Origin of the sequence: Methylovulum miyakonense HT12, assembly GCF_000384075.1 — a bacterium.
GTDB lineage: Bacteria > Pseudomonadota > Gammaproteobacteria > Methylococcales > Methylomonadaceae > Methylovulum > Methylovulum miyakonense.
In genome coordinates this window covers 282,636-298,635 of the sequence record NZ_KB913025.1, presented here as the reverse complement: position 1 = coordinate 298,635, position 16,000 = coordinate 282,636, and the positions used below count along the sequence as shown (strand labels likewise).

Below are 16,000 nucleotides of genomic sequence, written 5' to 3'. Positions count from 1 at the left end.
TTTTGTCCTGGTAGCTATGTCCGGTGGCAGAATTCCCCGCGCATTTATTGATGACCTGTTGGCGCGGGTTGATATTGTCGAGTTAATTGACTCGCACGTCCCCCTAAAGAAAACGGGTGCTAATTATGTTGCCCGTTGTCCTTTCCACACCGAAAAAACCCCTAGTTTTTCTGTAAATAGCAATAAGCAGTTTTTCCATTGTTTTGGTTGCGGCGCTAGTGGTAATGCCATCAGTTTTTTGATGGATTTTAATCACCTTGATTTTGTTGAGGCAGTTGAGGATCTGGCTGCATTTGCAGGGCTTGATGTGCCCAGGGAAAATGCCTCGGCCACACTAGCCCAGGATAAAGTCGATCTGCAAGGGCTCTATGATTTAATGGGGCGGGTCGCTGAATTTTATGTCCAACAATTGCGCGCGAGTGCGGCAGGAAAGCACGCGGTGGCATATTTAAAAAAGCGTGATGTTAGTGGTGAAGCCGCCAAAACGTTTATGCTGGGTTATGCACCACAAGACTGGCAGGAGTTGGCCAAGCGTTTTAATCAGCGTGAGCTATTGGATGCCGGCTTGCTGGGAAGTAATGACAATGGCGGTCTATATGCCCGCTTCCGTCATCGGGTCATGTTTCCTATCCGTGACAAGCGTGGGCGTGTCATCGGTTTTGGCGGGCGGGTCTTGGATGATTCTTTGCCAAAATACTTGAATTCTCCAGAAACACCCTTATTTCATAAAGGCCGTGAAGTGTATGGCCTGTATGAGTTGCTGAAGAAAAACGCCAAGCCGCCACGCATTTTATTGGTTGAAGGCTATATGGATGTTATCGCCTTGGCGCAACTGGGTGTTGATTATGCGGTGGCTGCGTTAGGGACGGCAACTTCGCAGGCGCATTTGGAATTGTTGTTCCGTTACACATCGGAGCTGGTATTCTGTTTTGATGGGGACAATGCGGGCAGGGAAGCGATTTGGAAAGCCATGGAGGCGGCTTTTTCGGTTTTGCAGGATGGCCGGCAAATTCGGGTTATGTTGTTGCCGCCACCCCATGACCCTGATTCTTGGGTGCGTGAGCAGGGTGTTGAAAGGTTTGTTGGGCATATGCAGGATTCCCAGGTTTTGTCCGACTATTTTTTTGGGCATTTGACCCAAGAATACAATTTAAATGAAATGGAAGGGCGTGCGCAATTTGTCAATAAAGCCAAGCCGTATCTTGCAAGATTACCGGATAGCCTATTCAAGGAAATGATGTTTGCCAAGTTGCAGGAGCTGGGTAGGGTTGATGTTGCCGAGAAGAGGGTTGTGCCTGATCGGTTTCCAAGCCGTCCGCCGCAAAAAAATAGCCGCCCCCCTTTGGAGCGGCAAACGTTAGCCATGCTGGTGCAAAATCCAGGTTTGCTTGAAGTGCTGGAAGAGAAGGGCGTGGACTGGGAGGGGCTGGATTTTAAGGGTGCCGATAAATTCAAATCCATATTGAAAGTGATGCTTGCCAAAAAACCCATCAATACCGGCGTTTTGTTGGAGTATTATAGGGATAGTGTCGATGAGGGGATTGTCAAGCAGTTGATGTCAACAAAATTGGAGGTTCCGTTGGCAGGGATAGAAGCGGAGTTTTGCGGGGCTTGGGAGAGGTTGCTCGAACACGCGGCGGATGTCCGCTTTGATCGCCTGTTGGTTAAGTTGCAAAGGGAAGGTTTAAGTCAACAGGAAAAAGAGGCTTTCCAAAAATTATCGATGGATCGGATAAGAAAATAACAGGGCGCGGGTATAAAACTGGAAAATTTGTAGTATAATGACCAGTTCAGCAGAGTGGTGCTGGATTAGGGTATTCAGTGAGAAGACAATGAATCAAGAACAACAGCAGTCCCAGCTTAAACAATTGATAGCTAAAGGCAAAAACCAGGGTTACCTGACTTATGCCGAAGTTAACGATCATTTGCCCAGTGATATTGCTGATCCTGAGCAGATTGAAGAAATCATCGGTTGGATCAATGACATGGGCATTCAAGTCTATGAGGTTGCTCCTGATGAAGATTCCCTGATTACTGATTCGGCCACAGTCACCACGGATGACGAGGATGCTGAAGAAGTTGCGGCATTGGCTTCTGTTGATAGTGAATTTGGCCGGACCACTGATCCAGTGCGCATGTATATGCGTGAAATGGGCTCGGTCGAGTTGTTGACCCGTGCGGATGAATTGAAAATTGCCAAGCGTATTGAAGAAGGGCAGCACCAATTGGTCAAATCCATTTCCCGTTCTTGTGTGGTGGTTGAAGATTTCTTGCAGTCATTTGATAATATATCGGGGGAAGAAGGTGGCGTCCGGTTAACTGACCTTATCTCTGGATTTGTCGATTTGACCGAACCGGAGGATTTGATCGCCGCCCAGCCAGCCGGTGAAGTGGCCGTCGATGCGTCGGCTGAAGATGAGCTGAAGGGATTGGCTTACGAAGAAGTCCTGGAGAAAGTTGAGGCGTTAAGGCAGCAGTTGGGCGTGGCTTCCGATGCCATAAAGCATTATGGTTATGTCAGCGAGAAGACCGAAACTGCTTTTGAAGTTTTGGCTGAATTGTTTATGGAGTTTAAATGGACTCCCCAATACTTAAAAAAACTGACTGGCATTATCCCTAATGGTGTTGCCGCAGTGCGTGAGCAGGAAAGGCTTATTCTGGAAATTTTTACGAAATATGCCAAAATGCCACGGAAAAATTTCATTATTTCGTTTACAGACCACGAGTCTGATCCAGCTTGGCTAGATCAGTTTTTGCAACCAGGGCATGAGTACGCGGATGGCCTGAAGCCACATGAAAAAGAATTAAGGAAAGCGCAGAAAACACTGGCTGATATCGAGGCGCAATATGGCTTGACCATTAATGGCCTAAAAGACATAAACCGGCGCATGTCAATTGGTGAAGCCAAGGCGAGGCGCGCTAAAAAGGAAATGATCGAAGCCAACTTAAGGCTGGTGATTTCCATCGCCAAAAAATACACCAACCGTGGCTTGCAGTTTTTGGATTTGATTCAGGAAGGCAATATCGGATTGATGAAAGCCGTCGATAAATTTGAATATCGTCGTGGTTATAAATTTTCGACCTATGCGACATGGTGGATACGCCAAGCGATAACCCGCTCTATTGCCGACCAAGCCCGGACGATCCGTATTCCGGTTCATATGATCGAAACGATCAACAAACTGAACCGTATCTCACGGCAGATTTTGCAAGAAATGGGGCGGGAAGCCACCCCTGAAGAGTTGGCCGAACGTATGGAAATGCCAGAAGATAAGGTCCGTAAGGTCTTGAAAATAGCCAAAGAACCTATTTCCATGGAAACGCCAATAGGTGATGATGAAGATTCCCATTTGGGGGATTTTATCGAGGATGGTAAAGTACTGTCTCCAGTTGAGGCGGCTACCATAGCCGGTTTGCGGGAATCGACGCAAAACGTCCTGGCCGGGCTGACTGCACGTGAAGCGAAAGTGTTGCGCATGCGTTTTGGCATCAACATGAATACCGACCATACCTTGGAAGAAGTCGGTAAACAGTTTGATGTGACGCGTGAACGGATACGTCAGATCGAAGCCAAAGCCTTAAGGAAATTAAGGCACCCCTCCCGCTCAGAACAGCTAAGATGCTTTCTGGATGGAGAATAAGCAATGAAACAAAGGGCCATTAGCTCAGTTGGTTAGAGCGTCCGACTCATAATCGGCAGGTCGTAGGTTCAAGTCCTACATGGCCCACCACAATAAGTTACAAGGCTGCATATGCAGCCTTTCGTCTATCTGGGTTTTATTTTCTACGAGGCTGTAACATGAGCAATAACTTCATTTTTACATCAGAATCCGTTTCCGAAGGCCATCCCGATAAGGTCGCGGACCAGATTTCCGATGCCGTATTGGATGCCTTATTGGTGCAAGACCCTAAATCACGGGTTGCGTGTGAAACCTTGGTCAAAACCGGAATGGTCGTATTGGCGGGGGAAATTACCACCAATGCGTGGGTGGATATGGAAGCTCTGGTCCGCAAAGTCGTTTGCGATATTGGCTATGACAATGGCGAAATCGGTTTTGACGGACAAAGCTGCGCGGTATTGAACGCCATCGGCAAACAATCTGCCGATATCGCCATGGGTGTTGATGAAAGCGATAACCATGAGCAAGGTGCGGGCGACCAAGGTTTGATGTTTGGCTATGCCAGCAATGAGACCGATGTGTTAATGCCAGCCCCAATCACCTATTCGCATCTGTTAGTCAAACGCCAGGCGGAAGTCCGTAAAAATAAATCCTTGCCTTGGTTGCGCCCTGATGCCAAGAGCCAAATCACTTTCCGTTACGAGGACAACAAGCCCGTAGCGATTGATGCCGTAGTCCTGTCCACCCAACATTCGCCAGACATCAGCCAAAAAGCCCTGTATGAAGCGGTGATGGATGACATTATCCTGCATGTATTGCCTAAAGAATGGCTGCATAAAAACACCAAGTACTTCATCAATCCGACCGGGCAATTCGTGATTGGCGGCCCTGTTGGTGATTGCGGCTTGACAGGCCGTAAAATCATCGTGGACACCTACGGTGGCATGGCACGGCACGGTGGCGGTGCGTTTTCCGGTAAAGACCCTTCCAAGGTTGACCGTTCAGCCGCTTATATGGCGCGATATGTCGCCAAAAACATTGTTGCCGCCGGATTGGCGGAGCGTTGTGAAATCCAAGTTTCTTATGCAATTGGCGTTGCCGAGCCGACTTCCATCAGCGTGGAGACTTTTGGCACCAGCAAACTTAGCGAAGACCGCTTGGTGCAAATTGTCAGGGACACTTTTGACTTGCGCCCTAAAGGCCTGATCGCCATGCTTGACCTATTAAAACCGATTTATCAAGCCACTGCTGCTTATGGGCACTTTGGCCGTACCGAAGATAGCTTTAGCTGGGAAAAAACCGATAAAGTTGACGCATTAAAAGCGGCGGCTGGCATTTAAACATTTAAGGGCATAGACAAAAATGAGCGGACAAGATTATAAAGTAGCCGATATGGCATTGGCCGAATGGGGCCGTAAGGAAATCAATATCGCCGAAACCGAAATGCCTGGTTTGATGGCGTTGCGTACGGAATTCGGTGCGCAACAACCATTGAAGGGTGCGCGTATCGCAGGTTGCTTGCACATGACCATCCAAACGGCGGTTTTGATCGAAACGTTGACGGCTTTGGGCGCGGAAGTGCGCTGGTCATCCTGCAATATCTTCTCGACCCAAGACCATGCCGCCGCCGCCATAGCGGCTGCCGGAGTCCCGGTGTTTGCCTGGAAAGGCGAGACTGAAACCGAAGCCGAGTGGTGCATCGAACAAACTATTATTGGCTCTAACGGCTGGCGGCCTAACATGATATTGGATGATGGCGGTGACCTCACCAATATGATGCATGACCATTTTCCTGAATTGATGGCTGACGTCAAAGGCTTGTCGGAAGAAACCACCACCGGAGTGTTGCGGTTGTACGAGCGGGTCACCAAAGGCACGCTGAAAGTCCCGGCATTTAACGTCAACGACTCGGTCACCAAATCCAAGTTCGATAACCTTTATGGTTGCCGCGAATCCTTAGTGGACGGCATCAAACGCGCCACTGACGTGATGATCGCCGGTAAAATCGCCGTGGTTTGCGGTTATGGCGATGTCGGTAAAGGCTGTGCACAATCCTTGCGGGGCTTGGGCGCAACCGTTTGGATCACTGAAATTGACCCGATTTGCGCCCTGCAAGCGGCAATGGAAGGTTACCGCGTGGTCACGATGGAAGATGCGGCGCCAATTGCCAACATTTTCGTCACCGCCACCGGCAACTTCAACATCATCCGCCATGAACACATGGTGGCGATGCGCGACCAAGCGATAGTCTGCAACATAGGGCATTTCGATGCCGAAATCGACATCGCGTCATTGCGCCAGTACACTTGGGAAAACATCAAGCCACAAGTTGACCACGTTGTCTTCCCGGACGGCAAGCGTCTGATTATCCTGGCGGAAGGCCGCTTGGTTAACTTGGGCTGTGCAACAGGGCATCCTAGTTTCGTGATGTCCAATTCATTCTGCAACCAAGTGTTGGCACAAATTGAACTGTGGAATAACGCCGAGCAATATGAAAACAAAGTTTACATATTGCCGAAAAAACTGGATGAAAAAGTCGCGAGATCGCATCTGCAACAATTGGGTGTGAATTTGACGGTTTTGACCGAAGAACAGGCTAAATATATCAGTGTTCCGGTTGAAGGGCCATACAAGGCTGACCATTACCGTTATTGATCACCAGTCAGTTTTTGTAGGTTGGGTTAGCGTAGCGTAACCCGACATTTTGGGACTACGATGTTGGGTTAGGCTACGCTAACCCAACCTACATCCATCAAAATGCAAATACAAAAACCCCATCCACAGTTGTTCAGCTTTGAATTTTACCCGCCCAAAACAGAAGAAGGGGCGGCCAGTTTGCATGCGGTCCGTAGCCAACTGGCAAAGCTCAATCCCGATTTCTTCTCGGTGACCTTTGGTGCTGGCGGTTCCACCCGCGACAAAACCTTTGATACGGTCATTGATATTCAGGCCAAGGGCATAGCCGCCGCGCCGCATTTGTCGTGTGTCGCTTCCACCAAAGCCAATATCCGCGCCATCCTTAAGGATTACCTTGACCACGGCATCAGCAAAATTGTCGCCTTACGCGGCGATTTGCCGTCCGGCATGATGTCCGCAGGGGAATTCCGTTATGCCAACGAACTGGTCGAATTTATCCGCCAAGAAACCGGAGACCATTTCCAAATCCATGTTGCCGCCTATCCTGAAATCCATCCACAAGCCGCCAATGGCAATGATGATTTTAAAAATTTCAAGCGCAAAGTTGAAGCGGGGGCGGATGCCGCGATCACCCAATATTTCTACAACGCCGAAGCTTATTTTTATTTTGTCGACAGGTGCGCAAAAAACGGCGTGGATATTCCGATTGTTCCGGGCATCATGCCTATTACCCAATACACGCAGTTGTTCCGGTTTTCGGAAATGTGCGGGGCGGATATTCCGCGCTGGATGAGGAAGCGTCTCGAAGGTTACGGTGACGACCGTGCCGCGATCCAAGCCTTTGGTCTGGAATTGGTGACCAACCTTTGCCAACGTTTGCTGGACAATGGTGCGCCCGGACTGCATTTTTACACAATGAACCAAGCGGCACCCACGGTTGCGATATTGGAAAACCTTAAGCTCTGAAAGCGCCGGTAGCCTGGGTTGGCGGCAGATTATTTTTTTAGTTTGCCGCTGTCTATGGGCCTGCCATGCAATTCTGAAAAAATATCGCTGTCCTGCCCAAATTCCTCAGGTGCGTCATCTTGAGCGGGGCTTTCTTTTAAATCGGATGTTTTTTGAGCTTTAGGGCTACCGTCAATCGGGCCTTCAAGGTCGGAAAGCTCGGCATCAATGGATTTTATCGTGTTGTTAGGTTTTGGGGCTTCTTTAGGCCGGGAATAATCAAGCGGTTTGTTGTTTATGATAACGGGCGACGGATTCAAGGACTTAGCCGGATCCGTAATGGTGAGTGGCGTATAAGGCAAATATTCACGCGCGATCAATTTCGATAACGCGTCATAAAATTCCAAATAGAATTTGGGTGTGACAATCCCGCTATCCACCCATTCCTCTGTCCTTTGGAAAGGCAAGGGAACGGGCAGGGTAACACCGCCGAATCCCGCCTGGACCCATGTGGATTGTTTTTCTGACATGCTGAACGTTGCCGACATGACCACTTCCGTGGACTTGGCTTGGGCAGAAAAAATGATCGACAATTTAATGAACATCATCTGGTCTTTATCGCCTTCTATCCCATGCATCCCCGTTGCGGAGATAATTTCAGAGGCGGCGTCGGAATGGTCCACCTGATAATTAGAAATGATCAACAACCGTTTGATGGCATCATAGGTCAGTTTTTTTTCGAAAGGATACACTTGCTTTTGGTAACAACGTGTTTCAGGCGATTTGCCGAGCATCGGCTCCATATCCGGCAAAAAACAAAATGTCGATGCCGATTCTGAAACTTTCCCATCATGACCAAATTGGATGCTCAAACGGTTGGCATTCATCGTGTTGGTCTTGGGGTCGCTATTGCGCTCAACAACCTCCCAAATGGCATTGTTGTGGTAAGTATATTGCAGGAAAGGCTTGTGCCCTGACAGGGACTTGGTAACTTCAGCCACGTTCATGCCTTGCTTGACCAAGGGCACGACGGCTGATAAGGGAGGGATGCCATCATTCTTTTTAGTCTGTACTGGAGTGCAAGCCGTCAGGACTCCAGCCATCAATACCAAAACCCTTAATTTCATCGGATTCCCCTTGTTATTTTTATTGTCGGCTCGGTGTCCGATCATAGCATTATTGTGCGAAAGCCGGTTTTGATGTCGAGTCGATGGGCTTGGTTGTTTCGTTAGTCGGGCTGGAGCGCAAATACGCGACCAAATAGTTCATGATCATTTCAGCCGCTTCCTGTTTTTGGCTAGCCACCGCAATCTGGACGTAAGTTGTTTTGTCCAGATGATGGCAATTGACCACCGCGACACTTTGTTCACCAAACCCGCCTATGGTACCGTTGCCGTGGTCTTCGATTTCAAGGTTCATCTTACCCATAATTTCTTTGCTTTTTTGTTGGCACTGCTCAAAACTGAGGTCATGTTTCATGAAGCTGGATGTTGTCAGCGCTGGGGGCGCGGCTTGTGCGGTGAAGAAGGCGGCAGATAAGCTAATGGATAGAAAAAGCCGGGATTGGAAATTAACTTTTGTTCTCATAGTAAGTCCTTGTTTTATGGCGCGATACCGGATTAACGTCCCGACAAATAGAGAGGAAAAATGCTGGGCTCCCGATTTATAAATGTACCAGACGTTTCAACCAATGTGGAAATGGCGCATCTTTGGTGATGTGAAACTGCCGCAATATTTTTTAATTTTTTAATTTTTTAGGTGACGGTGTTTCTTGCGTTTCTATTAATCATTCCGTACTACAGGAAAAAGTGTTAAAAATTCTGCTGATAGACGGGAACAAATTGGTGTTATGGCCGGAAGCACGATGTATGCAGTATGTTAATTTGATGGTTGTCTACTAAATCACAACCTAGTCTAGGCGGCAAGCGTTCCGTTCCGGCTGCTCCCAGTAACTTACCTCAGGACAGGCAAGCCACAAGCCACACCCAAATTCTGCGCCCGATGCCGTAAGTAATGGTCCATCAACACTATCGCCACCATCGCTTCGGCGATAGGCGTGGCGCGGATGCCGACGCAGGGGTCGTGGCGGCCTTCGGTGATGACTTCGGTGGCCTCGCCGTGGGTGTTGATCGTGCGGCCGGGCAGCCTCAAACTGGACGTCGGCTTCAGCGCGATGCTGGCGCGGATGTCTTGGCCACTGGAAATGCCGCCTAAAATGCCGCCCGCATGGTTGCTTAAAAAACCATCCGGCGTGATTTCGTCGCGGAATTTAGTGCCTTTGCTGTCGATGCAGCCAAAGCCATCGCCGATTTCCACGCCTTTGACGGCGTTGATGCCCATCAGCGCGTAGGCGAGTTCGGCATCGAGCCGGTCAAAAATCGGCTCGCCCAAGCCTGGCGGCACGTTGCTGGCGACCACTTCAATCCTGGCGCCTATGGATTCCCCTTCTTTACGCAAGGCGTCCATGTAGCTTTCCATTTCCGCCACTTTATCCATGTCGGGGCAGAAAAACGGGTTGCTGTCGATGACGGCCCAATCCAGTTTTTCGATTTTGATCGGCCCCAGTTGTGACAAATAGCCGCGAATTTTAGTCCCTGCCTGTTCAAACAAAAACTTTTTGGCGATGGCGCCCGCCGCGACGCGCATAGCGGTTTCCCGCGCCGAGGAACGCCCGCCGCCGCGATAATCGCGGAAGCCGTATTTTTGTTGGTAGGTGTAATCGGCGTGGCCAGGGCGGAAGGTTTCGGCGATTTTGCCATAGTCTTTCGAGCGTTGGTCGGTGTTTTCGATCAACAAACCAATCGGTGTGCCGGTGGTTTTGCCTTCAAACACGCCGGAGAGGATTTTCACTTCGTCGGCTTCGCGGCGTTGCGTGGTGTGCCGTGACGTGCCGGGTTTGCGGCGGTCCAAATCATGTTGCAAGTCGGCTTCGCTCAAGGCCATGCCCGGGGGGCAACCATCGACGATGCAACCGATGGACGGGCCATGGCTTTCGCCAAAACTGGTGACGGTGAAGAGTTTCCCTATGGAGTTTCCAGACATGTTATGACAAAGCCGCTAAAAAGTGTTGATGGTAAAAGTTGACATGTTCGGCGGTGAGCAAGAAAACGCCATCGCCCCCGCGTTCAAAATCCAGCCAGTAAAATGGCACGTCGGGGAATTTGTCCTGCAAAGTGCCTGCGCTGCTGCCGACTTCAACGACCAATATGCCTGTGTCGGTCAGGTAGTTGTCGGCATCCACGAGTATGCGTATGACGATGTCCAGGCCCGTCTCGCCCGCTTTTAGCCCCATTTCGGGTTCGGCGTGGAATTCTTTGGGCAATTGCCGCCATTCTTCCAGGTTCACATACGGCGGGTTGCTGACGATGATGTCGTAGCGCGTTTCTGGCAGTTCTTCAAACAAGTCAGACTCGTACAGGGTCACGGCATCGGCAAGGTGGTGCTGGTTGACATTCCGCTCGGCAACGGCAAGTGCGTCAGGGGACAAATCGACGGCATCGACGTAAGCTTCCGGGAAGGCGTATGCGCAGGCGATGGCGATGCAGCCGCTTCCCGTGCATAAATCAAGGATATTGCTGACCTGCTCTTCATCAATCCACGGTGCAAAGCGTTGTTCAATGAGTTCGGCGATGGGCGATCTGGGGACTAGAACCCGTTCATCAACGTAAAATGACAATCCGGCAAAAATGGCTTCATGGGTCAGATAGGCGGCAGGGATGCGCTCATTAATGCGTCGGCCAATCATGTCGATCACAGATTGGCGTTCGTCCAATGTCAGCACGGTATCCAGATAGGCTTCGGCAAGATTGTAGGGTTGGTGGACGGTGTGCAAGACCAGTGCGGCGGCTTCGTCTAGTGCAGCGACGGTGCCATGCCCAAAACTGACTTGGTGTTCGGTAAAGCGGCTGGCCGCCCAGCGGATGTAATCACGTAAGGTCTTTAAGGTGGTCAAAACTTCAGGGGGTGTGGTTTGCATGATGTATTGTGCTTGGGTAAGTAAATAACTAGGCGTCAACTAAATGACATGTTTAAAAGCTGCTGCGTGGCCCGACTGCTGCCCGGCTAGCTCAGGGCCGCGTTGCGGCTGCCATAGGGCACATGCCAGATTCTACGCCCCGTGTGCCTTGTGGAGCCCGTCCGTCCGCAAGGCATAAGACCACGAAGAGGGCTGGCCACATGGCCTGCCAGTTAATGGTTTTAGTTGGTTCCCCGCAACGCGTTTAACAGGTGTGATCAAAGTTTTTCGGCTTTTTTGCGGGCTTCTTTCGCGCCTTCAGGATTGTTTTGCATATCCCTGGCCCTGGCGATTAATAGCCAGCTATGTTTTTTTAGCTGTTTGTCGTTTCCCGCCAAAAGGACGGACTTTTTTGCCAAATCTTCCGCCAATTTGGGTTTTGATTGCTTGAGGCGCAATAAGGCCAGTTTATAAAATAAGGTGGCGTTTCTTGGTTCTATCCTGATGGCTCGTTCAATCGTTGCGGTCGCCGATTCCACATTGCCCTTTTCGGTGCTTTTATTGGCGGCCAACACCAGCGTGCCCACGACGGGTGATAAAGGGGCGAATGTTTGTAATGGCTCAAAAGGCGGAGGCGGTGGTGGGGGCGGTGGCACCACCACAGGCTGCGGAATAACGGGTGCAGCTGGTGTTGGTATCCCGGTATTTTGTTGTCCGGCAATTGGGAGTGGTGTGGTTGCGTTTTCAGCGGGAGTAGGCGCAGGTTGTCCGGGCGGTGTGGGTTGTTCCGAAGGGTTGGCTCCCGTTTGGTCTGGCGGCGTGGCGTCGGGGTTGCTTGCATTGGCGTCATTTGCGGCCGCCGCCTTCTCGAGCTCCGCCAGTTCCTTTTCTTGTTCAGGCGTGAGCAGGTCACGCGTTTGTTCTGTGGGAAGCGGTTCGGGTGGCAATTCTGTGGGTGTGGCAATAGCCCCGGTGTCTTCAATCGGCTTGATTTCGACGTTGGCTTCAGGGCTTATTTCGGGTTTAGGTTCAGGTTCCGCTATTGGGATGTCTTGGTAAACAACGGGATTGCTTTCATAAACAGGTGCGGGCTCCCGGATACGGAACAGGTCCTGGGAACATCCGGTGACCAGAACAGACAGTGAACAGAGGAAGAAAAATCTTTGAGTTAACATGTAGTAGTTACATCCAGTCGTTCATAACCCGCCGTAGCCGCTTTAAGCTGATATGGGCGTCTGATACGGTGAATAAAAAATGCTCAGATTATAAAGGCCTTATTGGTTTTCCACCAGCAAGATAAGAAACCGTCAGATAGCGCCTAAAACGGGATGTCATCATCAAAGTCATCATAAGTGGGTGGCGCGGGAGGCATCGCCGCGTTGTTGGTGGGCTGCCGTGGTGGTGGGGACGGGTTGGCTTGATAAGCAGGTTTGTTGGGTTGGGTTGTTTGCGGTTCCGCACCAAAATCGCCAGTGCCGCCGCTACGGCTGCCCAACATGTGCATTTCTTCGGCAACAATTTCGGTGGTGTAGCGGTCTTGGCCATCCTGGCCTTGCCATTTTTGGGTGCGGATGCGTCCTTCAACGTAAAGCTGGCTGCCTTTTTTTAGGTATTCGCCTGCGATTTCCGCCAACCGCGCAAAAAAAACGACCCGGTGCCATTCGGTTTCTTCGCGGTTTTCATTGGTTTGTTTGTCTTTCCAGCGGCGGCTGGTGGCCAAGCGGATAGTCGTTATTGCACTGCCGCTAGGCAAGTATCTGATTTCAGGGTCAGCGCCCAAGCGCCCGATTAACATGACCTTATTCAACATGGTTCCTCCAATCTGTCTGCCATTGATGGGTTTGCGCGGATTTGTAAGGGTAAGCTTTATGGTTGCCCGGCCAGCTGGAGTGTTGTTGTCGCCCAATGGCGCTTGCAGAGTGGTTCTTGATAGTCCAAACCTTAGGGTTGGGGTTTATAACCAATGCCGTTAAATTAAGCCGTTCGTGCTGAGCCTTGTCGAAGCACGAACGGCTTAATTTAACGGCATTGGTTATAAACCCCGCCCCGCCGTGTTTTGGTGGCTTCCGTATCGCTTAACTGCGCCTACTTTTCACCGGCCCGGACATCAAATTCAATTTTCCAGCGGCCTTCATCTTTTTGCGAGACGGCGTGTAGTTCGAGCGTGCCGACTTCAGTGACGGCGGCGCATAAATGCACGGGAATGACTTCGCCTGGCCTACGGCCTGCTTCCGGTAAGGTGATTTCAATTTCCGCCAATTCCGCCAGTTCATCATCGCCCCAGTAATCCAAACGGGTGCCGACGGGATCTTCGCGGCGGGTGTTTGAGGCAAAAAAGCGGAACCGCACGGGCTCGCCGATAACCAGGCCGAATTCATCATCAGGCAGTTCTTCTTGGGTGCCTTCTTCCATGCCAAACGGCGCGATGCACAACGCTTCCAATTCAGGTGGCAGTCCAGGGACGGCAGGCATGGCGCTCTCAATGCCAACATAATAGGATGCCGCCGTGCCGCCTTTGATACGCACGCCCCGGCCTTTGCGCACAAAACCGTAGTAGGCGGCGCCTCTGGCAACGGCGAGGTCAAGGTCAGCACCCGCCAATAGGCGGGCTTCAGGAGCCTGTTCGGCAGCCAGCCAAGCATTGAGGACTTGCATCAGCCGTTCGGCAAGGGCGTCGGCTTTTAACACGCCGCCATTGAATAGCACGGCGGAAGGGTGCAGAAACGTCGCGTGTTCCGGCAAATTGACATCGGGCAAGTCGCTGGTGGCGTATTGCTGTTTGGATAAGAAGGCCGCGAGATGGCGGGTGATGCCGGCATCCTGCGCATACGGCAAGCCGGCCGTCCTTAAACCGGAACGGGTGCGGCTAACAGGGCGGTCGCTGATGGCGACGGTGGGCAAAAAGCCTTCAACCAATACGCGGTTGACTTCGTCGCGGGTCAGCTCGGTGCGTAAGGTGCCGCCTATCATTGAAGAGCCCCGGTTGGCGACAACCAGCGGGATGGTGTCGATGCCGCCATCGGTAAACAGTTTTTCTTTGGCATCGCGGCAACTGTGCGTCAAGGCCTGAATTTGCCAAGGTTGCAGGCGCTGGCCTTCTTTTTCCAGTTTGGCTTTGACGGTGTATGCCAGCGCCAAGTCCATGTTGTCGCCGCCCAGCAGGATATGGTCGCCGACCGCTACACGGGTCAATTCCAGATTGCCATTTTGCTGGGTAACGGCAATTAAGGACAAGTCGGTGGTGCCGCCGCCTATATCGACAATCAGGATAATGTCGCCACAATTGACTTGTTTCCGCCATTCACCCTGGCTCTTTTCTATCCAGCTATAGACCGCCGCCTGCGGTTCTTCCAGGAGGATGGCTTGGCCAAGCCCCACGGTACGGGCCGCTTCCACCGTCAGTTCGCGTGCGGCAGGGTCAAACGAGGCCGGTACGGTAATCACCACATCTTGTTCGGATAGCGGGGCATTGGGGAACTGGAATTTCCAGGCATCCCGCATGTGCTGCAAATAGGCGACGCTGGCTTGGAAAGGCGAAACGCGGGCGATTTCATCTGGCGCGTCGACAGGCAAGATCGGTGATTTGCAGTCGACGCCAGCATGGCATAGCCAGCTTTTGGCGCTGGCAACCAGGCGGATGGGGGTTTTGCTGCCTAGATTACGGGCGATTTCACCGACCAAAAAATCCGGTTTAGCCGTCCAAGGCAATGCCGTGGAACCTTCAGCCAATTCGGCTTCATGGGCCTGGTACAGGAAAGAGGGCAATTGGTACTGGTCTTCTACCATGCCTGGTGCGGTCAATTGCGGGATGGCCATGACCTGCTGGACAAAGGCGTCATCCTCGGCCCCTATTGGGGCATAAGACAAAACACAGTGGGTCGTGCCCAAGTCAATGCCCACAGAAAAGTGCCGGGTATCGGAAACTGGCACGGAGGGCAAGGGTTCAATAGCCGGCGCGGCATTTTCGGTGACGCTTGGCGTGGCAGGAGGCGGGGATGCCAGTTCCGGCCCGCTGCCGTCTCCAGGTTGGTTAGTGGCCACCGCTTCAGGTTCAGGGGAAGGGCGCGCTTCTGTTGGGGGTTCTTGGGCCATTTCCTGGGGCTTGGGATCCTGAAGGTTTTCCTGTATTTTTTTGATATGGTCAAACAAACTCATAGCTCTACCTCGGCGGCTGCGACGATGGCGGCGTTGTGGCCTTGCGTCAATTTGGGCAAACGCATGTCGGTGACTTGCCAACCTTTATGGATTAGCGTCCCCGTGAAGGGCGCGGAGCCGACAATGTTGCCGGTTAGGCGGATGGAGCCCGCATCAAAACCCGGTTGTACGGTGATTTTGCTGCCTTCCGCCTCGCTGCGGACGGGTGCCAAGCTAAAGTGGTCATTGAGCGCTTTATTGCAGCCTTCATGGACCACCCGTGCGGCGATGCCAATATCGGCGTCACTGTAAGCGGTGATGTTTTCCTTGATAAAGTCGAGGAAGCGCGCTTCTTTTTGTAATAAGCCCAATAATTGCAAAGCGGCGTCAGGGGTAGCTTCCTTTAATATGACGGGTTCCGGGGCGGGCGCGTGGACGATTTTCTCCACCTCGACAACTTTTTCGACTTCTACTATTTTTTCGACTTCAACAACTTTTACGATAGGTTCGGCTGGTGGTTGGATGATGGCCGCCCCGGCGGATGGTTTCCGGCCCCGCGACAGGCTAATGACCATAGCCAGCAAAAGTATGAGCAGGGTTAGTGACAACAGCATAACGGCGCCGGCAAGGCCGACATGCCATAAGTCAAAAGTTGTCGGTTGCAGGGTTAAATCTATAGTGTATTGATTGTTCATGGTAAATGAGGGTT

The 16,000-nt window shown here is 51.4% G+C and carries 13 protein-coding genes and 1 tRNA gene; 6 read left to right on the top strand and 8 right to left on the bottom strand.

Features of this window, described 5'->3' with window-relative positions:
- Positions 1-16: 16 nt before the first annotated feature.
- The 6 genes from dnaG (at position 17) to metF (ending at position 7,223) form a co-directional block, all read left to right on the top strand.
- Entirely contained in the window at positions 17-1,744 is a 1,728-nt protein-coding gene (gene dnaG, locus METMI_RS0101435) for a DNA primase (RefSeq protein WP_019864395.1), read from the top strand.
- Between the two features lie 88 nt (positions 1,745-1,832).
- The gene (rpoD, locus tag METMI_RS0101430) at positions 1,833-3,641 is read left to right on the top strand and encodes an RNA polymerase sigma factor RpoD (RefSeq protein ID WP_019864394.1); all 1,809 of its coding nucleotides are present in this window, start codon (positions 1,833-1,835) and stop codon (positions 3,639-3,641) included.
- Between the two features lie 13 nt (positions 3,642-3,654).
- Positions 3,655-3,731: transfer RNA gene (locus METMI_RS0101425), tRNA-Ile, on the top strand.
- Between the two features lie 68 nt (positions 3,732-3,799).
- Complete coding sequence (gene metK, locus METMI_RS0101420; protein WP_019864393.1) at positions 3,800-4,960, top strand: methionine adenosyltransferase; 1,161 nt, start codon at positions 3,800-3,802, stop codon at positions 4,958-4,960.
- Positions 4,961-4,982: 22 nt separating this feature from the next.
- Positions 4,983-6,275 carry an adenosylhomocysteinase gene (ahcY, locus tag METMI_RS0101415; protein WP_019864392.1) on the top strand — a complete coding sequence of 431 codons (1,293 nt, stop codon included), beginning with the start codon at positions 4,983-4,985 and terminating at the stop codon, positions 6,273-6,275.
- Between the two features lie 102 nt (positions 6,276-6,377).
- Positions 6,378-7,223 (top strand): methylenetetrahydrofolate reductase [NAD(P)H], encoded by an 846-nt coding sequence (gene metF / locus METMI_RS0101410; protein ID WP_019864391.1) that lies wholly within the window; start codon positions 6,378-6,380, stop codon positions 7,221-7,223.
- Between the two features lie 29 nt (positions 7,224-7,252).
- On the opposite strand, the gene METMI_RS0101405 is transcribed toward metF, so the two are convergent.
- The 8 genes from METMI_RS0101405 to METMI_RS0101370 all read right to left on the bottom strand — a co-directional run bounded on the left by METMI_RS0101405 (position 7,253) and on the right by METMI_RS0101370 (position 15,986).
- The gene (locus METMI_RS0101405) at positions 7,253-8,329 is read right to left on the bottom strand and encodes a hypothetical protein (RefSeq protein WP_019864390.1); all 1,077 of its coding nucleotides are present in this window, start codon (positions 8,327-8,329) and stop codon (positions 7,253-7,255) included.
- Between the two features lie 49 nt (positions 8,330-8,378).
- Positions 8,379-8,789 (bottom strand): hypothetical protein, encoded by a 411-nt coding sequence (locus METMI_RS0101400; protein WP_029151422.1) that lies wholly within the window; start codon positions 8,787-8,789, stop codon positions 8,379-8,381.
- Positions 8,790-9,155: 366 nt separating this feature from the next.
- A complete protein-coding gene (aroC, locus tag METMI_RS0101395; RefSeq protein WP_019864386.1) occupies positions 9,156-10,244 on the bottom strand; it encodes a chorismate synthase in 1,089 nt (362 codons plus the stop codon).
- 1 nt (position 10,245) lies between these two features.
- Positions 10,246-11,178: a 50S ribosomal protein L3 N(5)-glutamine methyltransferase gene (gene prmB, locus METMI_RS0101390; protein ID WP_019864385.1), complete on the bottom strand. Its 933-nt coding sequence runs from the start codon at positions 11,176-11,178 to the stop codon at positions 10,246-10,248.
- Positions 11,179-11,435: 257 nt separating this feature from the next.
- Positions 11,436-12,332 (bottom strand): tetratricopeptide repeat protein, encoded by an 897-nt coding sequence (locus METMI_RS25185; RefSeq protein WP_019864384.1) that lies wholly within the window; start codon positions 12,330-12,332, stop codon positions 11,436-11,438.
- A gap of 143 nt (positions 12,333-12,475) precedes the next feature.
- Positions 12,476-12,967 carry a single-stranded DNA-binding protein gene (gene ssb / locus METMI_RS0101380; RefSeq protein WP_019864383.1) on the bottom strand — a complete coding sequence of 164 codons (492 nt, stop codon included), beginning with the start codon at positions 12,965-12,967 and terminating at the stop codon, positions 12,476-12,478.
- A gap of 275 nt (positions 12,968-13,242) precedes the next feature.
- Positions 13,243-15,312, bottom strand: coding sequence for an Hsp70 family protein (locus METMI_RS0101375; RefSeq protein WP_019864382.1), 2,070 nt, complete (start codon positions 15,310-15,312; stop codon positions 13,243-13,245).
- Positions 15,309-15,986 carry a DUF2760 domain-containing protein gene (locus tag METMI_RS0101370; protein ID WP_019864381.1) on the bottom strand — a complete coding sequence of 226 codons (678 nt, stop codon included), beginning with the start codon at positions 15,984-15,986 and terminating at the stop codon, positions 15,309-15,311. Before METMI_RS0101370 ends, METMI_RS0101375 begins: the two co-directional genes overlap by 4 nt.
- Between the last annotated feature and the right edge of the window lie 14 nt (positions 15,987-16,000).